Here is a 21507-nt window from a genome sequence, read left to right as displayed (position 1 = left end):
TCACTGAATGATAGCGAAACACATGATTCGGACACTGATGATCGAAACGCCTTCGGTTCCCGGAAATCTTGGAAGGGTGGCTACGGCAATCGGCCTTCTGGGCGGGGATATTGGTGAAGTGGAGACGGTAAAAGTCGGACCCAATTACACAATGCGGAATATTACCGTTCAAGTGGAGAATGAAGAACAGCTTCAGGAAGTGATCGCGGCTGTACAGGCCCTCGGAGAAGGGATCAGGCTTCACACCGTATCTGATGAAGTCCTGTCCGCACATGAAGGCGGAAAAATCCAAATGAAAAGCAAAATGCCGATCCGTTCACTGGCAGAGCTGGGACGTGTCTATACACCAGGTGTTGCGGACGTGTGCCGACTGATCGAAAAAGAACCTGAAAAAGCTTCTATTTATACAACGATCAGCAATTCTGTTGCAATTGTAACGGATGGAACCGCAATTTTAGGCCTGGGGAATATCGGCTCTGTGGCTGGCATGCCTGTCATGGAAGGAAAGGCTGCTTTGTTTGATCAGCTGGCGGGTATTAGCGGCATTCCGATACTTCTTGATACGAGTGATCCTGAAGAAATCATCAAAACAGTAAAACATATTTCTCCGGGCTTTAGCGGCATCCTTCTTGAGGATATCGGTTCGCCGCATTGTTTTGAAATCGAGGATCGCCTAAAAGAGGAGCTGAACATCCCTGTTATGCACGATGACCAGCATGGTACAGCTGTAGTGACGCTGGCAGCTGCCATTTCGGCATGCAGGAGTGCGGGGGTTGACCTGAAGGAAGCGAAAGTGGGGCAAATCGGCCTTGGCGCAGCAGGCGTGGCCATCTGCCGGATGTTCATGGCTTATGGTGTGAATGCTGTGTACGGAACAGACAAATCAGAGTCAGCAATGAACCGTCTCGAACAATACGGCGGACAGGCAGTTTCCAGTATTGAGGAGCTTATGGAAACATGTGATATTGTCATTGCTACAACGGGCGTTCCGGGTTTAATAAAACCGGCATTTGTACGTTCTGGTCAAGTGATTTTGGCTTTATCGAATCCGAAGCCGGAAATTGAGCCGGAGGCCGCGCTGCAGGCTGGCGCCGCATATGCAGCTGACGGGCGTTCTGTTAATAATGTACTCGGTTTTCCTGGGATTTTTAGAGGAGCGCTTAACGCAAAAAGCACGGAGATTAATCATGATATGCTTGTCGCAGCAGCAGAGGCCATCGCAGCCTGCACTAAACAAGGTGATGTGGTCCCTCAGCCGCTTGATTCAAAAGTCCATCATGCGGTAGCAACAGCTGTCGAGCATGCAGCTCTTACAGCAGTGAAATAAATGTAGCTAAACAGCACCTGTCGTAGCAGGTGCTGTTTTTTTTCTTATCATTGTTCAATTTTGTTATCATTACTATGAAAATAAAAAAGGGAGTGATCACATGGCAAAAAGCCAAGCGAAAAAGAAGCGGGAGCATCGATTGAGAAACGGCGGACGTGACGTCTTTTTATCAAGAGGCAGCACACCATCTTTCAGCACACATGAAAGAATGACAAAAAGCAAAAAAGAGATTTTGAATAAACGGAAGCATAAGAATCCTTATGATCATACAGCAGTTGATGATAGGGATTTTTTTGTGCCCCAAAAAGCCGCCTAGCATTCGTCTCTAGCGTTTCTTTTTGAAAAAGGGCATGTTTTTCTGTTTCTTTCATACAATCTATTAAATCAAATCACTAGAGCGGGCGGGAGGAAACGGTATGCGAAAAATCTCTTATAAGGACATGTTTCTCAGGCATGTTAAAGATCATCTCTCTCTTTATATATTTGTGTCAGTGCTGTTTTTCATGGGTGTCATCTTTGGCGCGATTATTGTCAACAGTATGACCATCAGCCAGAAAGAAGATTTATACTACTACTTAAGTCAATTTTTTGGACAGCTTTCGGATGGAAAACAGGCAAGTTCAGCTGATATGTTTGGGCAAAGTATCTTTCATAATGCAAAGTATTTAGGCCTGATGTGGATACTGGGAATTTCCGTCATTGGGATGCCGATTATTTTCATTATGGTCTTTCTGAAAGGGATCGTCGTCGGCTTTACTGTCGGGTTCCTAGTCAATCAGATGGGAGTAAGCGGGTTTTTCCTATCATTTGTCTCCGTTTTGCCGCAAAATGTGCTGCTGATTCCGGCTTATCTCATTATGGGCACATGTGCAATTGCGTTTTCTTTAAAGTTAATCAGACAGCTGTTCGTGAAACGAAGCCTGCATGACGCGCCGATTCAATGGTTCGGGCGGTATGCCTTTGTGCTGCTGGTCATTCTGTTTTTAGCGCTGATCTCATCTCTGTTTGAAGCATACTTATCTCCTGTTTTAATGGAAAAGCTTACATCTAGACTTTTTTAAAATCATTATTAAAAGAAAACCATTTTATTTATCAGTTTATAATAATTATAGTTGGAACTCTGCGCGTATTTTGTTATAATGAGTCATGGAATGCGGCGTAGGAGGGAAAGACATGGAAAACCGTATTGATCGTATTAAGAAACAACTGCACTCATCCAGCTATAAACTTACGCCACAGCGTGAAGCGACAGTAAGAGTGCTGCTTGAAAACGAAGAAGACCATTTAAGCGCAGAAGATGTATACCTCCTAGTAAAAGAGAAATCTCCTGAGATCGGTCTCGCTACAGTATACCGTACGCTTGAATTATTAACTGAATTAAAAGTCGTAGATAAAATTAACTTTGGAGACGGTGTGTCCCGTTACGACCTTCGGAAAGAGGGAGCAGCTCACTTTCATCACCACTTGGTGTGCATGGAGTGCGGAGCCGTTGATGAAATTGAAGAAGATTTGCTTGAAGACGTGGAAGAAATCATTGAACGTGATTGGAAATTTAAGATTAAAGATCATAGATTGACGTTTCACGGCATTTGCCACCGCTGTAACGGAAAAGAAACTGAATAGACGGTGCCGAGCGCGAACCTTTTCTCATAGGGAAAGGTTTTTTTGCTGTTTCTATGTATAAAACCTTTCTGATTTGGCATATGGTTTATATAACTGGAACCATAGGGAAAGGATCGATTAGGACATGGGAAGATTCCTGAAAACAGCTGTCGATGCATTGAAAGTTTTCATCCTGTTTACCGGTTTTACCGCTTTGTTCTATTATGCTATGATATGGGTGAATCAAGAGTATGAAAACTATCATCGGTATGATAAACCGGAAGGCTCCGCTGTAAAAGTTGTTGAAATGGATCAGGATGAAAAAGGCGGATGGCTCGACCGGTTGATCTTTTTTTACCAAAACGGGGAGTAGATCAAGAGTGAAAGATCAAATAAAGGATTTCATCCACTACGTCATGGTAGAGAGAGGGCTCTCTCAAAATACGATCGTATCCTATGAACGTGACTTGAAAAGCTATTCTCTCTACTTAACAGAAACCCTTCATGTTACGGATTGGAATCACGTTACCCGCATACATATTATCCAATACTTAAAGCATTTGAAGGACTCGGGGAAATCCGGCAAGACATCGGCGCGGCATTTGGCATCCATTCGCTCTTATCATCAATTTCTGCTCAGGGAAAAAGTAACGGATAAGGACCCTTCCGTTCATATCGAAACACAAAAGACGGAACGGGCGCTTCCGAAGGTGCTCGCGCTCAATGAGGTCGAGCGGTTATTGGACACGCCTAAGCTGACGAGCCCATTCGGATACCGGGATAAAGCGATGCTGGAGCTGCTTTATGCGACAGGCATACGAGTCAGTGAAATGATTGAATTGAAAACGGCTGATGTTCATTTATCTATGGGGTTTATCCGATGCTTCGGCAAAGGAAGAAAAGAACGGATTGTGCCAATCGGTGAAGCCGCTGCTTCCGCCATTGAGGAATATATGACAAAAGCCAGGGGAAAACTGTTAAAAAATAATGTATCTGACGCCCTCTTTTTAAATCATCACGGCAAACAGATCAGCCGCCAGGGATTTTGGAAGAACCTGAAAAAAATCGCGTTGGAAGCCGGCATTAAGAAAGAGCTGACTCCGCATACACTCAGGCATTCCTTTGCGACGCATCTGCTTGAGAACGGGGCAGATTTAAGAGCGGTGCAGGAAATGCTCGGTCATGCGGATATATCCACGACGCAAATTTATACGCATGTGACGAAAACAAGGCTGAAGGATGTGTACAAGCAGTTTCATCCGCGAGCATAGCCGCAGGTGGCTGCGGCTTTTTTGTTTAGAGCGACAGAAAATATTGAAGTTTCTCATTATTTCCAAATACATTGTCAACGGGAATGAAAACGGTTTATACTTGAGTTGTCAGACCTCTTAGCGATACAATAGACGTATAGAAAAAAAGGAGGCTTTCAAGATGCCTGCATACAAATATAATCGTGTGTTTTTAATTGTGATGGACTCAGTCGGAATCGGCGAAGCGCCGGATGCCGCTGACTTTAATGACGAAGGCGCTCATACGCTCGGTCATATTGCCGAGCATATGAACGGATTACATATGCCGAATATGGAAAAGCTCGGCCTTGGTCTTATCGAAGATATCAAAGGTGTAGAAAAAACAGAACATCCGCTTGCCTATTATGGAAAAATGCAAGAAGCGTCAAACGGAAAAGATACGATGACCGGCCATTGGGAGATTATGGGTTTATACATTGATAAACCATTTAAAGTGTTCCCGGAAGGCTTTCCTGATGAATTGCTTCAAGAGCTGGAAAAGAGATCTGGCCGCAAAATTATTGGAAACAAGCCGGCTTCCGGCACAGCGATTTTGGATGAGCTTGGTCAGGAGCACATGGAGACAGGGGCTTTAATTGTTTACACGTCTGCTGACTCTGTTCTGCAAATTGCCGCTCACGAAGAGGTTGTGCCGCTTGAGGAGCTGTATCGCATTTGCGAAACGGCGAGAGAGCTGACGCTTGATCCGAAATATATGGTTGGCCGCATTATTGCACGGCCGTTCGTCGGAGAGCCGGGTCAATTCAAACGGACGCCAAACCGCCATGACTATGCCCTTAAACCGTTTGATCGCACTGTCATGAATGAATTGAAAGACAGCGGCTTAGATGTGATTTCAATCGGTAAAATCTCTGATATTTACGACGGAGAAGGCATTACTTCTTCACGCAGAACGGTTTCCAATATGGACGGAATGGACAAGGTGATCGATACGCTGGGAGAAGACTTTACGGGTCTGAGCTTTGCGAACCTTGTTGATTTTGACGCGTTATTCGGACACCGCCGTGACCCTGAAGGCTACGGACGCGCGCTTGAAGAATTTGATGCGCGGCTTCCGGAAGTGTTTGAAAAAATGAGAGAAGACGATCTGTTAATTATTACAGCCGACCATGGCAATGATCCGATTCATCATGGGACTGACCATACACGCGAGTATGTGCCGATTCTCGCTTACAGCAAAAAACATAAGAAAGCGCAAATGCTGCCGCTTGCAGATACATTTGCTGATATCGGCGCAACGATCGCTGATAATTTCCAAACGAATAAACCGAAATACGGGAAAAGCTTTTTATCTTTATTACAATAGGGGGACTGTTTCTTGAAGGACAGAATTGAACGCGCAGCCGCTTTTATTAAACAAAACCTGCCGGAATCTCCGAAGATCGGCCTTATTTTAGGCTCAGGTCTTGGCATTTTGGCGGACGAAATTGAAAATCCGGTCAAGCTGAAATATGAAGATATACCTGAATTCCCGGTATCTACTGTTGAAGGGCATGCCGGACAGCTTGTGCTTGGCACTCTTGAAGGAGTTTCCGTCATTGCAATGCAGGGCCGCTTTCATTTTTATGAAGGCTACTCAATGGAGAAAGTCACATTCCCTGTACGCGTGATGAAAGCGCTCGGTGTGGAAGCGTTGATCGTGACAAATGCCGCAGGCGGTGTCAACACTGAATTCCGTGCGGGAGACTTAATGATTATTACCGATCATATCAACTTTATGGGAACAAACCCGTTAATCGGGCCAAACGAAGCAGATTTCGGCGCCAGATTTCCAGATATGTCTTCAGCCTATGACAAAGATCTGTCCAGCCTGGCTGAAAAGATTGCGAAAGACCTTAATATCCCAATTCAAAAAGGCGTGTACACTGCTGTGACAGGACCTTCTTACGAAACACCGGCAGAAGTCCGTTTCTTAAGAACGATGGGCTCTGATGCAGTCGGCATGTCTACTGTTCCGGAAGTCATTGTAGCGAATCATGCGGGAATGCGGGTTCTTGGCATTTCCTGCATCTCTAACGCGGCAGCCGGAATTCTGGATCAGCCTTTAAGTCACGATGAAGTGATGGAAGTGACCGAAAAAGTAAAAGCTGGATTCTTAAAGCTTGTTAAAGCGATCGTCGCTCAGTACGAATAAAAATGAATCAATGCAGGACCAAAAGACAGCTGTGTCTGATATCACACAGCTGTCTTTTTTATGCCCAAAATTCGAAACATTTTCCATCAGTGGCGTATAAAACCATCCCGCTTGGAAAAAATAAAAAGGATTATGAAATGGAGGGCTTTTGAGATGAAACGTCTTTTATCCACTTTGTTGATTGGTATAATGCTGCTTACATTTGCACCGTCTGCATTTGCAAAACAAGACGGAAAACGTACATCGGAGCTTGCTCATGAAGCGAAGTCTGCGGTGCTGATAGAACGTGACACGGGAAAAGTGCTTTACAACAAGAACAGCAATGAGAGACTGGCGCCTGCAAGCATGACGAAAATTATGACGATGCTTTTGATTATGGAAGCTTTAGATAAAGGCAAAATCAAAATGAGTGATAAAGTCCGTACAAGCGAGCATGCGGCGTCAATGGGCGGCTCACAGATCTTCCTTGAGCCCGGCGAAGAAATGACTGTCAAAGAAATGCTGAAAGGCATCGCAATCGCTTCGGGAAATGACGCTTCCGTCGCCATGGCTGAATTTATTTCCGGCTCTGAAGAAGAATTTGTGAAGAAAATGAATAAAAAAGCAAAAGAGCTGGGATTGAAAAATACATCCTTTAAAAACCCAACAGGACTGACCGAGGAAGGACACTACAGCTCTGCTTATGACATGGCAATCATGGCTAAGGAATTATTGAAATACGAATCAATTACGAAGTTTACCGGCACGTATGAAGATTATCTGCGTGAAAATACAGATAAAAAGTTTTGGCTTGTAAATACAAATCGCCTTATCAAATTTTATCCTGGTGTAGACGGCGTAAAAACAGGCTATACAGGCGAAGCGAAATATTGTCTGACTGCTTCGGCTAAAAAAGGAAACATGCGGGCCATAGCGGTTGTATTCGGAGCGAGCACGCCTAAAGAAAGAAACGCGCAAGTGACAAAAATGCTTGACTTCGCCTTTAGCCAATATGAAACGCATCCTTTATATAAACGAAATCAAACAGTAGCAAAAGTAAAGGTCAAAAAAGGGAAACAAAAATTTATCGAACTCACTACATCTGAGCCGATTTCAATATTGACGAAAAAAGGCGAGGATATGAACGATGTGAAAAAAGAAATCAAGATGAAGGACAATATTAGTGCTCCGATTCAAAAAGGCCAAGAGCTTGGCACTCTTGTTCTGAAAAAGGATGGAGAAGTACTCGCTGAAAGTCCTGTTGCTGCAAAAGAAGATATGAAGAAAGCCGGGTTTATCACATTCTTGAAGCGGACGATGGGAGACTGGACAAAATTTAAGTAATTATGCCGAATGACCACTAGTTTTGTCACGGTGAAGGAATTCATTCCGTCGAAATCGAAACACTCATTATCCGATCATATCAAGGAGGAATGAGCATGAGCCTTGGAATTGACATGCATGTCAAAGAATCTGTGCTTTGTATTCGATTAACAGGCGAACTCGATCACCATACGGCTGAAACCCTGAAGCAAAAAGTGACTCAATCATTGGAGAAGGATGATATTCACCATATCGTGCTGAACTTGGAGGACCTCTCCTTTATGGACAGCTCGGGGCTTGGCGTTATTTTAGGAAGATACAAGCAAATTAAGCAAATTGGCGGGGAAATGGTCGTTTGCGCTATCTCTCCTGCGGTGAAGCGATTGTTTGATATGTCGGGTCTGTTTAAAATTATCCGATTTGAACAATCTGAACAGCAGGCGCTCCTGACACTGGGGGTGGCATCATGAAAAATGAAATGCACATTGAGTTTTCTGCCCTCAGTCAGAATGAATCGTTCGCCCGTGTGACAGTTGCTTCATTTATAGCTCAGCTGGACCCGACAATGGATGAACTGACTGAAATCAAAACAGTCGTGTCAGAGGCTGTCACGAATGCGATTATCCATGGATATGAAGAGAACTGTGAAGGGAAAGTTTACATTTCAGTGACGCTGGAAGATCATGTCGTATATATGACCATTCGTGATGAAGGCTTAGGCATTACAGATCTTGAAGAAGCCCGTCAGCCTCTATTTACGACTAAGCCTGAGCTTGAGCGCTCTGGAATGGGCTTTACCATTATGGAAAATTTCATGGATGATGTCAGTATCGATTCATCGCCTGAAATGGGAACAACGATTCGCTTAACAAAGCACTTATCAAAAAGCAAAGCGCTTTGTAATTAAGGAGATTTGTTATGGATGTGGAGGTTAAGAAAAACGGCAAAAACGCTCAGCTGAAGGATCATGAAGTAAAGGAATTAATCAAACAAAGCCAAAATGGCGACCAGCAGGCAAGAGACCTCCTCATAGAAAAAAACATGCGTCTTGTTTGGTCTGTCGTACAGCGGTTTTTAAACAGAGGATATGAGCCTGACGATCTCTTCCAGATCGGCTGCATCGGGCTGTTAAAATCTGTTGACAAATTTGATTTAACCTATGATGTGCGTTTTTCAACGTATGCAGTGCCGATGATTATCGGAGAAATCCAACGATTTATCCGTGATGACGGAACCGTAAAGGTATCAAGGTCATTAAAAGAGCTTGGAAACAAAATCCGGCGCGCGAAGGATGAGCTTTCGAAAACACTGGGCAGAGTGCCGACGGTGCAGGAGATCGCTGACCATTTGGAGATTGAAGCTGAGGATGTTGTACTGGCCCAAGAGGCGGTAAGGGCTCCATCTTCGATTCACGAAACCGTTTATGAAAATGACGGAGATCCGATTACCCTGCTTGATCAAATCGCTGACAACTCAGAAGAAAAATGGTTTGACAAAATTGCGCTGAAAGAAGCGATCAGCGATTTGGAGGAAAGGGAAAAACTAATCGTCTATCTCAGATATTATAAAGACCAGACACAGTCCGAGGTGGCTGAGCGGCTCGGGATCTCTCAGGTGCAGGTTTCCAGGCTTGAAAAGAAAATATTAAAACAGATTAAGGTTCAAATGGATCATACGGATGGCTAGTCTGCAGTGCAGGCTAGCTTTTTTGTGTGCAAAAGCGTGGTAATTTATGGTCTTTTCGAGCGGATGAATGAGAACAAAATCGAACCACATACTACATATATAACCACCGAAAGATGGTGATCAATGATGGAACGACGAATATTTATCCGGCTTCGCCACCGGGTGCTGGCACATCCAGGGGATATTATTACCGTTGGAGATGCCGCGCAAATAGAAGGGCAGCTTCAGCTGAAAAAGAAACTTTCGGCTATGCCGCTTTATCAGGTGAGCGAAAAAGATAAAAATATCGTAATTCTGGATATCATACAAGTCCTCAGAGCCATTCATTTACAAGATCCGACACTTGATGTTCAAACCGTAGGCGGAGCAGAAACCATTGTTGAAATTCAATATCGAAAGCGAAATTTATCAACGGTTCTATTTATCGGTGTCTGGCTGCTTCTGTTTATTGGATCGTGTCTTGCCATCATGAACTTTCATGAGGATGTAAGCATGAGAGATGTTCATATCGCACTATATGAAATCATAACCGGAGAGAGGAATGACTATCCATATTTGCTTCAAATCCCATACAGCATCGGTTTGGGACTGGGGATGATCGTGTTTTTTAACCACATATTTAAAAAGCGCCTAAATGAAGAGCCCAGCCCGCTGGAGGTTGAGATGTTTAACTATCAGCTTGATCTCGATCAATATGTGGCCATGCATGAGAATCAAGAAACCATAAAGGATCTGCATGATCGTTAGTGTATTGTTCATTATTTTTGTAGGGCTCGGCGGAGGCATAACGGTGGGGGCGGGTTTCGTTGCTTTTTTAACCGTAATGGGAATCATTCCGCGGCTGATGCAGCTCACCAAAACAATGAGATTTGTTCAGGCTTATGAAGCGGCTGTTATTCTTGGCGCGGTTTGCGGGGGATGGGAGACGCTTCATATGAATCATCTTTATCTAACAAAATGGATAGCTGTGCCGGTCGGGCTTCTGGCAGGTTTGTTCGTCGGGATGCTAGCGGCTGCTCTTACAGAGGTTTTAAATGTCCTGCCGATTTTGGCAAAACGAATCGGGCTCAGAAGTAAAATCATTATTCTGTTAATGGCCATCGTTATTGGGAAAATCGCGGGATCCTTATTTCATTGGCTGTACTTTATTGACCATTCATAAGGAGGTTTCAAGATGACAAACATAAAAGAAAATTACAAATCAAAAGTGAAAACATATCAGCCTAAGCCGCCTTACGTCTGGAACTGTGTAAAAGCCTTTTTAGTGGGCGGACTGATTTGTGCAATCGGGCAAGGTCTGCAAAATTTTTATATCCATTTTTTTGATTTCAATGAAAAAACTGCGGGGAATCCAACAGCTGCAACGCTGATATTAATTTCCGCCCTGCTTACAGGGTTCGGCATCTATGACAGAATCGGACAATTCGCAGGCGCAGGTTCAGCCGTACCTGTCACAGGTTTTGCCAACAGTATGGCAAGCGCGGCTCTTGAATATAAAAGTGAAGGATTAGTGCTTGGAGTAGCGACAAATATGTTTAAACTGGCAGGAAATGTTATTGTTTTCGGAGTTGTAGCTGCATACATCGTTGGAATGATTCGGTTTGCTTTTGAGAAACTGATGTCATAGGAGGAGAAGAAAATGAAATTAACAGGAAAGCAAACCTGGGTATTTGAACATCCCATATTTGTCAACTCAGCGGGAACGGCAGCAGGACCAAAGGAAAAAGACGGACCGCTTGGCTCTTTATTTGATAAAACCTATGACGAAATGCATTGTAATCAAAAAAGCTGGGAAATGGCGGAACGGCAGCTGATGGAAGACGCTGTTAATGTTGCACTTCAAAAAAACAATCTGACAAAAGATGATATTGACCTATTGCTGGCAGGCGACTTGCTGAACCAAAACGTGACGGCTAACTATGTGGCAAGACACTTGAAAATCCCATTTCTTTGTATGTTTGGCGCCTGTTCAACATCAATGGAAACAGTGGCTGTCGCATCAGCCTTAGTTGATGGAGGGTTTGCCAAAAGGGCACTCGCTGCCACCAGCAGTCACAATGCAACTGCGGAAAGACAGTTTCGCTATCCGACAGAATACGGAGGCCAAAAACCGGACACTGCTACCTCCACTGTAACCGGAAGCGGTGCAGTTGTCATCAGTCAGACACCGGGTGATATCCAAATCACAAGTGCGACTGTCGGGAAGGTTTCTGATTTAGGAATTACAGATCCTTTTGATATGGGATCGGCTATGGCTCCGGCTGCAGCTGATACGATTAAGCAGCACTTTAAAGATCTCAACCGGACAGCGGATGACTATGATCTAATCCTGACAGGTGACCTGTCAGGCGTCGGTTCTCCAATCGTAAAAGACATTTTAAAAGAAGATGGATATCCAGTCGGCACAAAGCATGATGATTGCGGGCTTCTGATTTACACTCCGGATCAGCAGGTCTTTGCCGGGGGGAGCGGCTGTGCTTGTTCAGCGGTTGTCACCTACTCTCATATTTTTAAGCAGCTGAGAGAAGGAAAACTAAACCGTGTATTTGTCGTGGCGACCGGGGCGCTATTAAGCCCGACGATGATCCAGCAAAAAGAAACCATCCCGACTATCGCCCACGGGGTTGTATTTGAGCGTGCAGGAGGTGCATCTTAACATGGACTACCTTTTGGCTTTTGTCTGCGGCGGGGCCATTTGTATCGTCGGCCAGCTGCTCTTGGATATTTTTAAATTGACGCCAGCTCATGTCATGACATCATTTGTTGTAATCGGTGCAATATTAGATGGTTTCGGCATTTACGATAAATTTATTGAATTTGCCGGAGGAGGCGCCACCGTTCCGATCGTCAGCTTCGGTCACAGTCTTCTGCACGGCGCCATGCATCAGGCGCATATACACGGATTTATCGGAATCGGCATGGGGATTTTTGAGCTGACCTCGGCCGGTATCTCAGCCGCTATTCTTTTCGCCTTTATCGTAGCTGTTATTTTCAAACCGAAAGGATAATGCCGACATGACGACAAAACGCAAGGTCATACTGGTAACAGACGGGGATGTTTATGCCGCTAAAACAATTGAATACGCCGCAAGCAAAGTGGGAGGCCGATGCATTTCACAATCAAAAGGGAATCCTTCCACCCGCAGCGGCGCCGAGCTTGTCAAGCTGATCGCCTCAGCACCGTATGATCCTGTATTTGTCATGTTTGACGACTCCGGCCTTCAAGGAGAGGGTCCGGGAGAAGCCGCTCTGACCTATGTCGCAACCCATCCGTCTATTGAAGTGCTCGGTGTGATTGCGGTCGCGTCAAAAACACATCAGGCTGAATGGACCAGGGTCGATGTAAGCATTGACCGCAATGGAGAAATAACTGAATACGGCGTCGATAAAGTCGGGGAAAGGGAATTTGATGACCACAGAATGAGTGGAGATACAGTCTATTGCCTTGATAAACTTGATCTCCCGCTTATTGTCGGTATCGGGGATATCGGCAAAATGGGCAGAAAAGACGATATCTCAAAAGGGTCGCCAATCACCATGAAAGCGGTCGAGTTTATTTTAGAAAGGAGCGGGTATCATGCCGGACCACAAGGAAGAGAAAATTCGGGTTTATCGGAATCCAGCTAAAAATGAAGAGTATTTCAAAAACCGTGTTGGGATGGGGACGAGCTATGATGTAGGTGTTCGCAAGCTCACGATTTTAGATAAAGAGATCCAGCTTTACTATCTAAATGGATTATGCGATACAGCCTATATTATTCATTTAATGAGAGAGCTTGTTGCCATTAACAATCGGAAAGAAGACCCTGATGAGCTGGTCGACATCGTCGAAAACAGGCTGCTTAACGCCCAGGTCGAAAAAGTAAAAACCTTGGATGAAACCACCGACCAAGTGCTGTCCGGGCTCGTCGCTGTCATTGTTGAAGGTGCAGGCTTCGCATTTATAATTGACGTCAGAAGCTATCCGGGCAGAAACCCGGAAGAACCTGATACGGAAAAGGTAGTCAGGGGAGCCAGAGACGGATTTGTTGAAAATATCGTCGTCAATACGGCCCTTCTCAGAAGGCGGATCAGAGACGAACGCCTTCGAGTCAAGATGACTAAAGTTGGTGAGCGGTCAAAGACGGATTTAAGCATTTGTTATATAGAAGATATAGCTGATCCGGATCTGGTTGAGATCGTAGAAAAAGAAATTGCATCCATTGATGTCGATGGATTAACAATGGCAGACAAAACTGTCGAGGAATTCATTGTTAATCAAAGCTATAATCCTTTTCCGCTCGTGCGCTATACAGAAAGACCGGATGTGGCCGCAAATCATGTTCTAGAAGGCCATGTTATCATTATAGTGGACACATCGCCGAGTGTGATCATTACCCCGACGACTTTATTTCACCATGTGCAGCATGCTGAAGAATATAGGCAGGCGCCTTCAGTCGGGACCTTTTTAAGATGGGTAAGATTTTTCGGTATTCTTGCTTCTACTTTATTTCTTCCGATCTGGTTTCTCTTTGTGCTTCAGCCTGATCTGCTCCCGGACAACATGAAATTTATCGGTTTAAATAAAGATACGCATATCCCGATCATCCTGCAGATATTTTTAGCTGACTTAGGAATCGAGTTTCTCAGAATGGCTGCCATTCACACACCGACGGCTTTATCGACAGCAATGGGTTTAATTGCCGCTGTTCTGATCGGGCAGATTGCGATTGAGGTCGGCCTTTTTTCTCCTGAGGTGATTCTGTACGTCTCACTTGCGGCGATTGGAACCTTTACGACGCCTAGTTATGAATTAAGCTTGGCAAACAAAATGAGCCGTCTTGTCCTCATGATACTCGTTGCTTTATTTCATATAAAAGGGCTCGTCATCGGATTTACAGTGCTAATTATTGCCATGACAAGCATCAAATCCCTTCAGACACCGTACTTATGGCCGCTGATTCCCTTTAACGGAAAGGCGCTGTGGCAGGTTCTTGTCCGCACAGCGAAACCTGGCGCAAAAGTAAGACCCAGTATCGTTCACCCCAAAAATCGCTTAAGACAGCCTACCAATTCATAATCGCATTGAAACTGACTGAAGAGTATGATAATGTATGTCTTAATTATGAAGGGACAGTCCATAAAACTGTCCTTTCATCCATAAGCGGAGAAAGAGGGAATGACATTGTTCTTACACGGCACAAGCAGACAAAATCAACATGGTCATTTAGAAATCGGAGGTGTGGATGCTCTCTATTTAGCGGAGAAATATGGTACACCTCTTTACGTATATGATGTGGCTTTAATACGTGAGCGTGCTAAAAACTTTAAACAGGCGTTTATTTCTGCAGGGCTGAAAGCACAGGTGGCATATGCGAGCAAAGCATTCTCATCAGTCGCAATGATTCAGCTCGCTGAGGAAGAGGGACTTTCTTTAGATGTCGTATCCGGAGGAGAGCTATATACGGCTGTTGCGGCAGGCTTTCCGGCAGAACGCATCCACTTTCATGGAAACAATAAGAGCAGGGAAGAACTGCGCATGGCGCTTGAGCACCGCATCGGCTGCATTGTGGTGGATAATTTCTATGAAATTGCGCTTCTTGAAGACCTATGTAAAGAAACGGGTCACTCCATCGATGTTCTTCTTCGGATCACGCCCGGAGTAGAAGCGCATACGCATGACTACATTACAACGGGCCAGGAAGATTCAAAGTTTGGTTTCGATCTTCATAACGGACAAACTGAACGGGCCATTGAACAAGTATTACAATCGGAACACATTCAGCTGCTGGGTGTCCATTGCCATATCGGCTCGCAAATCTTTGATACGGCCGGTTTTGTGTTAGCAGCGGAAAAAATCTTCAAAAAACTAGACGAATGGAGAGATTCATATTCATTTGTATCCAAGGTGCTGAATCTTGGAGGAGGTTTCGGCATTCGTTATACGGAAGATGATGAACCGCTTCATGCCACTGAATACGTTGAAAAAATTATCGAAGCTGTGAAAGAAAATGCTTCCCGTTACGGTTTTGACATCCCGGAAATTTGGATCGAACCGGGCCGTTCTCTCGTAGGAGACGCAGGCACAACTCTTTATACGATTGGCTCTCAAAAAGAAGTGCCGGGTGTCCGCCAATATGTGGCTGTAGACGGAGGCATGAACGACAATATTCGTCCTGCGCTTTACCAAGCTAAATATGAAGCTGCGGCAGCCAACAGGATCGGAGAAGCGCATGACAAAACGGTATCAATTGCCGGAAAGTGCTGTGAAAGCGGAGATATGCTGATTTGGGATATTGACCTGCCGGAAGTAAAAGAAGGCGATCTTCTTGCCGTTTTTTGTACAGGCGCTTATGGATACAGCATGGCCAACAATTATAACCGTATTCCGAGACCCGCCGTTGTATTTGTCGAAAACGGTGAGGCTCATTTAGTCGTGAAGCGAGAAACATACGAAGATATTGTAAAACTTGATCTGCCATTTAAAACGGGTGTAAAGCAATAAAAGAAAGCGCCGATTTTTCGGCGCTTTTCCTATTTGAATATAGATACAATCGCATTCCAGATAGATACGAAGAAATCAATGACTTTCTGGATGAAGTTTTTGCCTTCATCTGATTCTATGAATTTCGTAATCTTATCTTTCGCTTTATCAAGCTGGTCACTGACCTGTCCCCAGTCAATGTCAGCATTTTTCATCTTATTGAATAGGGAGACAAGCTGATTCTTTTGGCTGTCTGTAAGCGTGACATTTAAATCAGAAGCTGCGTCGTCCACTTGTTTTTCGATGTCAGCTTTATTATCAGGCACCCCGTTTTTAGCAAACTCTTCTTTGATTTTTGCAATCAGGGCTGATGCATTTTCGTTACCGATTTTGTCTCCAAGCTCTGATGTCGTGACAAGCTCTTGGTTGGCGACTTGTTTAACATCCTCCGAGATCGCTTCGTCTGAAGAAACTTCATACGCCTTAATCAATCCAGTTAAAGCCGCAGTCCCGGATACTTCAAACGGTGCTGTAACATACACCTTCGCATCTTTAACACCGGCTGTCATCAGTGCATTCAGGTACATTTCATCTGTGATGCCGCTGATATTATGGGTCTCAACATTCAATCCGGAGCCTTTTTTGGCAATGGTGATTGACGATGAAGAAATCGCTCTCGATCCGATTTGCGCGTTCGATATATATTTTCCTAAATATTCATGTTCTTCCTTATTGGTCACGGTTACCGTTGTGGCATTATCAGGGACATTCATTTCATCAAGCACTTTTTGTTTGTCGGATTCTGACAAATCAGCACCCAGTGTTACAATGACATCTCCAACTGCGGCATCCGCGAGACTGACCTTCGGAACCGTCAGCAGCAAAACGGCCGCTGCTAGCATTCCAATCCAAATTTTCTTCAAAGCAGTTTGACCTCCTTCAATTTCACAAGCAGCTGGATAGTGCTGCTTTGTGAGGACCTGAATCATGAAAAATACAGTTCCGTTAGGTTAGACGGAGATAAAGAGATTCAGGTTTCATTTTTATTTTTTAGTAAAGCCCGGGAGATTCGTTTTCCCCCGAAAGGTGTGGTATAATAGCCGCGACAAGGAGAGACAGGCTATAACCTATCATACATAATCTCCTTTGAAAATTAAAATAAAGAAAGTAGGCATACAATTGAAAACAGGTTACTTTTTATTAGAAGACGGGAACAAAATCGAATTTGAACTTTATCCTGAAGCTGCACCTGGAACTGTTGCAAACTTTGAAAAGCTTGCGAACGAAGGCTTTTATGACGGGCTTACATTCCACCGAGTGATTCCTGGCTTCGTCAGCCAAGGCGGATGCCCGCACGGAACTGGTACTGGCGGTCCGGGATACACAATCAAATGTGAAACAGAAGGCAACCCGCATACACATGAGGCGGGCGCACTTTCTATGGCACATGCCGGAAAAGACACTGGCGGCAGCCAATTTTTCATCGTTCATGAGCCACAGCCTCATTTGAACGGTGTTCACACTGTATTCGGTAAAGTAACAAGCGGATTAGAATTCGCGAAAAACATGTCTAATGGCGACGTCATGAAAGAAGTTCGTGTAGAAGGCTAATCGGCAGGTAAAAGGCTTCCTCATATAGAGGGAGCTTTTTTATTTGTAACTAATTGAATAGTTTACTAAATAGTATTGTTGATATGTGTTTTTGATTTTAGGGTGAGTATTTTAAGCTAGAGGAGGAAGTAAAGTGAATAATGAAATATACGAAATTGTAGAGAAGATCAATTATCTGAATAATAAAGAGCAATTGGAATTGCTCGATTTAATGATGGGATTCTTTCAACAAACAGTACTGGATAAAGAAAGTTTGGATTCGGCTAGGGTAATTCAGATGTTTAATACGTTGCTAAAGGAAATTAATCGTGAGTATACTCCTGAAGAAGTTGAAAAAATGTATTTGCTAAGAGATATGTTGGGTTTGAAACAAGCATTGATAAATAGTATTAAAACTGTGTAAAGGGGGCGTACAATGGTTTTTATTGCTCAGTAATATAAAAGAACTCAATAGAGCATACAGCGCTCAGATTGCAATAAAATTATGATTTTATTTAAATTAAATGAATTAGAAATAGGGGAGGAATTTGACTGAATAATATTGAGCCAAGATCGAGCTTATCACACGAGAACTCATCCTATTTATTATAACAGAATTGGAAAAGATTAAAACTCTCTATTAATTCCGTATTAATATTCTTTAAGTTTAGGGAAAGAGAATACTGCACTGAAAAAACAGCTGAGAAATTTTCCATTTTTTAAAATATAATGAAATAATTGTTGTTAATGAAAGCGTTTTCGTGTTATTTTATATGTGAAACAAATAATAAGATAGGGAGTGATTCTTTGAAAAAGATCAAGTCATTGTTTCTTATGTTCTTGGTCATTGCTATGTTTATTGGCATATTGCCAGACATTAAAGCCAAAGCCGATAGTGAGGATGTATTGGATACTTCTTCACCAGTATTAAGTGATATTGAGGGGAAGGAAGAGCTTGAAATTAACGGAGAAAAGTACACGTATACTTACGACTTCACTGATCCTGAAGTGAATAGAGTTAATGTTACTGATGAAAGTGGTGTTGAGATAAAATTTGAATATGACACTAAGACGAATACACTATATAAAAACAATGAGCTTGATTTTAATCTTGTCAAGGAAGAAGACGGAATTATATCACCTTCAGATGCATCCACTATGAAAATTCCACCGGGCGGGAAATACATGGGTAAATACAACTATAAGTACAACTTGAAAGGCGTTTCAGTTGGTGTAGCTACAGCAGCCATAGCTGCAGTCTCAAAAGCACCTTATAACGTCATACTGAGTATTGTATCATTTTTAGCAGGTACGCAAACAACTGCATATTATACGGTATTCCAGTATCGTTATGCTTTTAAGTGCAATGCTTATCCTTATGCTAATAGAACAAAGTTCTATGAAGATTCTTCAAGGAAAAAAGTTCTAAGAACAGCTGACAGTGCTAAGTTCTTTGGAAGTAGACCAACTCCGGCAAGTTGTCAACCATAAAAACGAGGTGAGAAAATATGCAACAAGAAAAAACAACAGCTATTAATAGGGTTATAAAAAGATATATCCTTTTGTTCCTTGTTTTATGTGCATGTTATTTTGTTTACATGGGGGTACTCGGTAATAAATTTACTTTGATCCCATTGATTATTTTCATTGTCGGTTCTGTAATTGGCGAGCTCATAAGAATAGCGAGGATAAAAAGATAAAAGGGGGAAACGCCCCCTTTTTTATATGATACTGTTTAAATAAAAGAAGAATTTTATTTAGAGAGAAAATTGAAACAAAAAAGACTCCCGTTTAGCGAATCAGTTTTAATCAAGCTTTTTAATATAACGGGTATAAACCCATCCGCTTTGATCCTCACCAGCTTCATTGCGAAAGAGAACCTTACTCCAATTCTTTTTCTTTTCTTCAACAAAGACAATTGATGACTTGTCTAATACGTACGCTACATTTGAATTTGTTTTAGGACGTGTTCTAACTACTAATGTATCTTTTATAACCATTCTGTAATTGGTTTTAAGTTCTTTATTCATTGGAATGTCTTTTAAAACGTTTTTAGCTTCCGATACTGTTTCTGGTTTTTTTTCAATGAATTCATCTATTATATATTTTGAAGTTAATGCCTGGTTAATAGGAGAGATTAAATCAGTGTAAATGAGGTTCGCCAGTAATAATAAAGCCGTTGAGTGTTTAGAAATAAAGTAAAGAACAGTGTTCCATAAACGATTCAATCCCTCGAAGTAATTTTGTCTAGTTATCCCATCATTATTGGTTAAAGCTATAACTGTTTCTTCAACGTAATCAGAAATTTCGTCGATCTCACTTATGATTTTAGAAGAGATTTCCTCATTTGTAACATATAAGCTTGAATTTAGAATAGCTTGGTCTTTGAATACTGTTCTAAGTTGCTGCATGTATGTTGCTATCTGAACTCTATTAGAACCTAAGTCATGCATTAAACTATTTCTTAACTGTTGAGTATATTTTTCTTTAAAGTTCGTGGGTCTTAAAGCCGTCCTCATCTGATTCAAGGCAGATTCAACCCCTGATGATTTTAAGATATCTGAAGTGTGCATTTTAGGTAGGAGGTTTATTCTGTTTAAAGCAAATTGTTTCTTATAAGATTTAATTAGCTCTAATTGTGATTCGGAAACTGCTTTCATGGCATCTTGCATAGGACGAGTGTTGATATTAATTTGAGATTGTAAAGATGATGTAGTCAATAAAGATTGCCCCTTTGTTTTTTATTATAATTTTACCACAAAGTGGACTTTAATAGACGAAAAGACATATCCAATAAGGATACGCCTGTTTAGTTTACATGCCTATATGCTTCCCAGATATACTTGACGTTTAATTTATTCCCTCTTTGATCGCTGTCTGATCCTGTTATAAACCCAAGTTCGTTTATACTTCCGTATGTAGTAGAGTTTCCCCCAACCAGGGATAATCCCATTTCATTTACACATTACGTATGGCCTCCATTGTCATTATCAATTAATAACATGGAATCACCTATAGATAATGGGTAAACCTTTACAAGAGTTGGAGTGAAAGGCAGCAATATTTGTTTACTAATTGTTCCATCGCCTACATACGTTCCTTTAGCCATCTGAGGAACATCAGAGGATAACGCATATTCCGAGTGTAGTTTACCACCAAGAAACTCAGCGTTTCCATCTATAGAACCTGTAATGATTCCCTTGTCATTACGTACTGGTACTGGCGGTCCGGGATACACAATCAAATGTGAAACAGAAGGCAACCCGCATACACATGAGGCGGGCGCACTTTCTATGGCACATGCCGGAAAAGACACTGGCGGCAGCCAATTTTTCATCGTTCATGAGCCACAGCCTCATTTGAACGGTGTTCACACTGTATTCGGTAAAGTAACAAGCGGATTAGAATTCGCGAAAAACATGTCTAATGGCGACGTCATGAAAGAAGTTCGCGTAGAAGGCTAATTGGCAGGTAAAAGGCTTCCTCATATAGAGGGAGCTTTTTTATTGGGTAAAAATGTTCAATAAAAAACCGCCGAGTGCTGATGGCGGTTGGTAAACCGGGTTTTTAAGGAAGGAGATTTCTCAATCCCCAAATAAATACATTAAAAAGTTTTGGTGACGTTTTGATCAGTAAATTGATGATTAATCATTTTAGCTTTGCTTACAAAGTTATTTTCAAAGACAATTCCTGTGTTTAAACCTCCGGAGCCAAACACAGATTTGGACAAAGTTAAAGGCCTGATCATAAAAGCGCCGCCTACGTTAATTACACTGTTCCCGGAAACGTTGTTTATATTAATAGGATAATCAATCATACTATCAAGTCTCCTTTCATATCATTCTATTTTTTATATGTATTAGTGCTAGAGTTGATTAGCGTAAACTTATCGGCAAAAATATTTAGGAGATGCCTGTTTTTATTGATTTATAAAAATGCTCGAAAAAAGAGCCTCCTTTAAAGCTTCCGGAAGCCCAGATATCTGTCTATTCTTTTAACTACTCTGAATGCGGCAGCTGCTTTTCTGGCGAATGTAATAGGATCATCCTGTGCTGACTCAAAGTGCATATACATTGCTCACGGCTCACTAAAT

26 protein-coding genes and 1 pseudogene are annotated in these 21507 nt (G+C 42.6%); 24 read left to right on the top strand and 3 right to left on the bottom strand.

Features of this window, described 5'->3' with window-relative positions:
• The first annotated feature begins 7 nt into the window (after positions 1 to 7).
• The 20 genes from NST79_RS12265 (at position 8) to lysA (ending at position 15845) form a co-directional block, all read left to right on the top strand.
• The gene (locus NST79_RS12265) at positions 8 to 1327 is read left to right on the top strand and encodes an NAD-dependent malic enzyme (protein ID WP_003230433.1); all 1320 of its coding nucleotides are present in this window, start codon (positions 8 to 10) and stop codon (positions 1325 to 1327) included.
• Positions 1328 to 1427: 100 nt separating this feature from the next.
• On the top strand, positions 1428 to 1643 hold the full coding sequence (locus NST79_RS12260; RefSeq protein WP_212058851.1) for a hypothetical protein: 216 nt from the start codon (positions 1428 to 1430) through the stop codon (positions 1641 to 1643).
• A gap of 100 nt (positions 1644 to 1743) precedes the next feature.
• Positions 1744 to 2388: a stage II sporulation protein M gene (spoIIM, locus tag NST79_RS12255; RefSeq protein ID WP_014477241.1), complete on the top strand. Its 645-nt coding sequence runs from the start codon at positions 1744 to 1746 to the stop codon at positions 2386 to 2388.
• Positions 2389 to 2500: 112 nt separating this feature from the next.
• The gene (fur, locus tag NST79_RS12250; RefSeq protein WP_003223972.1) at positions 2501 to 2950 is read left to right on the top strand and encodes a ferric iron uptake transcriptional regulator; all 450 of its coding nucleotides are present in this window, start codon (positions 2501 to 2503) and stop codon (positions 2948 to 2950) included.
• Positions 2951 to 3074: 124 nt separating this feature from the next.
• The gene (locus NST79_RS12245; RefSeq protein ID WP_014477240.1) at positions 3075 to 3302 is read left to right on the top strand and encodes a YqzK family protein; all 228 of its coding nucleotides are present in this window, start codon (positions 3075 to 3077) and stop codon (positions 3300 to 3302) included.
• Positions 3303 to 3309: 7 nt separating this feature from the next.
• A complete protein-coding gene (gene xerD, locus NST79_RS12240; RefSeq protein WP_069703882.1) occupies positions 3310 to 4200 on the top strand; it encodes a site-specific tyrosine recombinase XerD in 891 nt (296 codons plus the stop codon).
• 160 nt (positions 4201 to 4360) lie between these two features.
• Positions 4361 to 5545, top strand: coding sequence for a phosphopentomutase (deoB, locus tag NST79_RS12235; RefSeq protein ID WP_032722059.1), 1185 nt, complete (start codon positions 4361 to 4363; stop codon positions 5543 to 5545).
• 12 nt (positions 5546 to 5557) lie between these two features.
• Positions 5558 to 6373: a purine nucleoside phosphorylase I, inosine and guanosine-specific gene (locus NST79_RS12230; protein ID WP_003230447.1), complete on the top strand. Its 816-nt coding sequence runs from the start codon at positions 5558 to 5560 to the stop codon at positions 6371 to 6373.
• 153 nt (positions 6374 to 6526) lie between these two features.
• Positions 6527 to 7696 carry a D-alanyl-D-alanine carboxypeptidase DacF gene (gene dacF, locus NST79_RS12225; RefSeq protein WP_004398637.1) on the top strand — a complete coding sequence of 390 codons (1170 nt, stop codon included), beginning with the start codon at positions 6527 to 6529 and terminating at the stop codon, positions 7694 to 7696.
• Positions 7697 to 7791: 95 nt separating this feature from the next.
• Complete coding sequence (spoIIAA, locus tag NST79_RS12220) at positions 7792 to 8145, top strand: anti-sigma F factor antagonist (protein ID WP_181217163.1); 354 nt, start codon at positions 7792 to 7794, stop codon at positions 8143 to 8145.
• Complete coding sequence (gene spoIIAB / locus NST79_RS12215; protein WP_014477237.1) at positions 8142 to 8582, top strand: anti-sigma F factor; 441 nt, start codon at positions 8142 to 8144, stop codon at positions 8580 to 8582. The genes spoIIAA and spoIIAB overlap by 4 nt, the downstream gene beginning before the upstream one ends.
• Positions 8583 to 8593: 11 nt before the next feature.
• Positions 8594 to 9361, top strand: a complete 768-nt coding sequence (sigF, locus tag NST79_RS12210) for an RNA polymerase sporulation sigma factor SigF (RefSeq protein ID WP_003230458.1) — start codon at positions 8594 to 8596, stop codon at positions 9359 to 9361.
• A gap of 126 nt (positions 9362 to 9487) precedes the next feature.
• Positions 9488 to 10108, top strand: a complete 621-nt coding sequence (gene spoVAA, locus NST79_RS12205; protein WP_015714205.1) for a stage V sporulation protein SpoVAA — start codon at positions 9488 to 9490, stop codon at positions 10106 to 10108.
• Positions 10098 to 10523 (top strand): stage V sporulation protein SpoVAB, encoded by a 426-nt coding sequence (gene spoVAB / locus NST79_RS12200; protein ID WP_003230463.1) that lies wholly within the window; start codon positions 10098 to 10100, stop codon positions 10521 to 10523. Before spoVAA ends, spoVAB begins: the two co-directional genes overlap by 11 nt.
• 12 nt (positions 10524 to 10535) lie before the next feature.
• A complete protein-coding gene (gene spoVAC, locus NST79_RS12195; RefSeq protein WP_003223947.1) occupies positions 10536 to 10988 on the top strand; it encodes a stage V sporulation protein AC in 453 nt (150 codons plus the stop codon).
• 12 nt (positions 10989 to 11000) lie between these two features.
• Complete coding sequence (gene spoVAD, locus NST79_RS12190) at positions 11001 to 12017, top strand: stage V sporulation protein AD (RefSeq protein WP_003230465.1); 1017 nt, start codon at positions 11001 to 11003, stop codon at positions 12015 to 12017.
• A 1-nt stretch (position 12018) separates the two neighbouring features.
• Positions 12019 to 12369, top strand: coding sequence for a stage V sporulation protein AE (gene spoVAE / locus NST79_RS12185; RefSeq protein ID WP_003230467.1), 351 nt, complete (start codon positions 12019 to 12021; stop codon positions 12367 to 12369).
• A 7-nt stretch (positions 12370 to 12376) separates the two neighbouring features.
• Positions 12377 to 12988 (top strand): stage V sporulation protein SpoVABEA, encoded by a 612-nt coding sequence (gene spoVAEA / locus NST79_RS12180; RefSeq protein ID WP_003230469.1) that lies wholly within the window; start codon positions 12377 to 12379, stop codon positions 12986 to 12988.
• Positions 12939 to 14420 (top strand): spore germination protein SpoVAF, encoded by a 1482-nt coding sequence (gene spoVAF / locus NST79_RS12175; RefSeq protein WP_088326393.1) that lies wholly within the window; start codon positions 12939 to 12941, stop codon positions 14418 to 14420. The genes spoVAEA and spoVAF overlap by 50 nt, the downstream gene beginning before the upstream one ends.
• A gap of 105 nt (positions 14421 to 14525) precedes the next feature.
• Positions 14526 to 15845 (top strand): diaminopimelate decarboxylase, encoded by a 1320-nt coding sequence (gene lysA / locus NST79_RS12170; RefSeq protein ID WP_212058908.1) that lies wholly within the window; start codon positions 14526 to 14528, stop codon positions 15843 to 15845.
• A 29-nt stretch (positions 15846 to 15874) separates the two neighbouring features.
• Here lysA and NST79_RS12165 read toward each other — a convergent pair whose 3' ends face one another.
• On the bottom strand, positions 15875 to 16747 hold the full coding sequence (locus NST79_RS12165) for a DUF1002 domain-containing protein (RefSeq protein ID WP_021479957.1): 873 nt from the start codon (positions 16745 to 16747) through the stop codon (positions 15875 to 15877).
• 256 nt (positions 16748 to 17003) lie between these two features.
• Here NST79_RS12165 and NST79_RS12160 point away from each other — a divergent pair, with 256 nt between their 5' ends.
• The 3 genes from NST79_RS12160 to NST79_RS12150 all read left to right on the top strand — a co-directional run bounded on the left by NST79_RS12160 (position 17004) and on the right by NST79_RS12150 (position 18905).
• Positions 17004 to 17435 carry a peptidylprolyl isomerase gene (locus NST79_RS12160; RefSeq protein WP_003223931.1) on the top strand — a complete coding sequence of 144 codons (432 nt, stop codon included), beginning with the start codon at positions 17004 to 17006 and terminating at the stop codon, positions 17433 to 17435.
• Positions 17436 to 17568: 133 nt separating this feature from the next.
• The gene (locus tag NST79_RS12155) at positions 17569 to 17838 is read left to right on the top strand and encodes a hypothetical protein (protein ID WP_042975721.1); all 270 of its coding nucleotides are present in this window, start codon (positions 17569 to 17571) and stop codon (positions 17836 to 17838) included.
• A gap of 383 nt (positions 17839 to 18221) precedes the next feature.
• Positions 18222 to 18905, top strand: coding sequence for a hypothetical protein (locus NST79_RS12150; RefSeq protein ID WP_212060316.1), 684 nt, complete (start codon positions 18222 to 18224; stop codon positions 18903 to 18905).
• A 314-nt stretch (positions 18906 to 19219) separates the two neighbouring features.
• Here NST79_RS12150 and NST79_RS12145 read toward each other — a convergent pair whose 3' ends face one another.
• Entirely contained in the window at positions 19220 to 20134 is a 915-nt protein-coding gene (locus tag NST79_RS12145) for an SH3 domain-containing protein (protein WP_247470541.1), read from the bottom strand.
• 492 nt (positions 20135 to 20626) lie between these two features.
• On the opposite strand from NST79_RS12145, the pseudogene NST79_RS12140 reads away from it, so the two are divergent.
• A pseudogene (locus NST79_RS12140) lies at positions 20627 to 20878 on the top strand (peptidyl-prolyl cis-trans isomerase); the annotation flags it as partial.
• Positions 20879 to 21018: 140 nt separating this feature from the next.
• On the opposite strand, the gene NST79_RS12135 reads toward NST79_RS12140, so the two are convergent.
• Complete coding sequence (locus NST79_RS12135) at positions 21019 to 21231, bottom strand: spore germination protein (protein WP_003230479.1); 213 nt, start codon at positions 21229 to 21231, stop codon at positions 21019 to 21021.
• Positions 21232 to 21507: the final 276 nt, after the last annotated feature.

Origin of the sequence: Bacillus sp. PS196 (genome assembly GCF_037963555.1) — a bacterium.
In the GTDB taxonomy this organism is placed as follows: Bacteria; Bacillota; Bacilli; order Bacillales; family Bacillaceae; genus Bacillus; species Bacillus subtilis.
Note: the sequence above shows the minus strand (reverse complement) of the source record. Positions and strands in the feature narration are given on the sequence as shown.

Excerpts from the sequence above, each read along its gene's own strand:
- spoVAC (WP_003223947.1), top strand. The coding sequence starts at position 10,536 with ATGACAAACATAAAAGAAAATTACAAATCAAAAGTGAAAACATATCAG.
- spoVAEA (WP_003230469.1), top strand. The coding sequence starts at position 12,377 with ATGACGACAAAACGCAAGGTCATACTGGTAACAGACGGGGATGTTTAT.
- dacF (WP_004398637.1), top strand. The coding sequence starts at position 6,527 with ATGAAACGTCTTTTATCCACTTTGTTGATTGGTATAATGCTGCTTACA.
- spoVAF (WP_088326393.1), top strand. The coding sequence starts at position 12,939 with ATGCCGGACCACAAGGAAGAGAAAATTCGGGTTTATCGGAATCCAGCT.
- sigF (WP_003230458.1), top strand. The coding sequence starts at position 8,594 with ATGGATGTGGAGGTTAAGAAAAACGGCAAAAACGCTCAGCTGAAGGAT.
- NST79_RS12135 (WP_003230479.1), bottom strand. The coding sequence starts at position 21,231 with ATGATTGATTATCCTATTAATATAAACAACGTTTCCGGGAACAGTGTA.
- spoVAA (WP_015714205.1), top strand. The coding sequence starts at position 9,488 with ATGGAACGACGAATATTTATCCGGCTTCGCCACCGGGTGCTGGCACAT.
- spoIIAA (WP_181217163.1), top strand. The coding sequence starts at position 7,792 with ATGAGCCTTGGAATTGACATGCATGTCAAAGAATCTGTGCTTTGTATT.
- spoIIAB (WP_014477237.1), top strand. The coding sequence starts at position 8,142 with ATGAAAAATGAAATGCACATTGAGTTTTCTGCCCTCAGTCAGAATGAA.
- NST79_RS12245 (WP_014477240.1), top strand. The coding sequence starts at position 3,075 with ATGGGAAGATTCCTGAAAACAGCTGTCGATGCATTGAAAGTTTTCATC.
- deoB (WP_032722059.1), top strand. The coding sequence starts at position 4,361 with ATGCCTGCATACAAATATAATCGTGTGTTTTTAATTGTGATGGACTCA.
- spoVAD (WP_003230465.1), top strand. The coding sequence starts at position 11,001 with ATGAAATTAACAGGAAAGCAAACCTGGGTATTTGAACATCCCATATTT.
- fur (WP_003223972.1), top strand. The coding sequence starts at position 2,501 with ATGGAAAACCGTATTGATCGTATTAAGAAACAACTGCACTCATCCAGC.
- NST79_RS12260 (WP_212058851.1), top strand. The coding sequence starts at position 1,428 with ATGGCAAAAAGCCAAGCGAAAAAGAAGCGGGAGCATCGATTGAGAAAC.
- NST79_RS12265 (WP_003230433.1), top strand. The coding sequence starts at position 8 with ATGATAGCGAAACACATGATTCGGACACTGATGATCGAAACGCCTTCG.
- spoVAE (WP_003230467.1), top strand. The coding sequence starts at position 12,019 with ATGGACTACCTTTTGGCTTTTGTCTGCGGCGGGGCCATTTGTATCGTC.
- spoIIM (WP_014477241.1), top strand. The coding sequence starts at position 1,744 with ATGCGAAAAATCTCTTATAAGGACATGTTTCTCAGGCATGTTAAAGAT.
- spoVAB (WP_003230463.1), top strand. The coding sequence starts at position 10,098 with ATGATCGTTAGTGTATTGTTCATTATTTTTGTAGGGCTCGGCGGAGGC.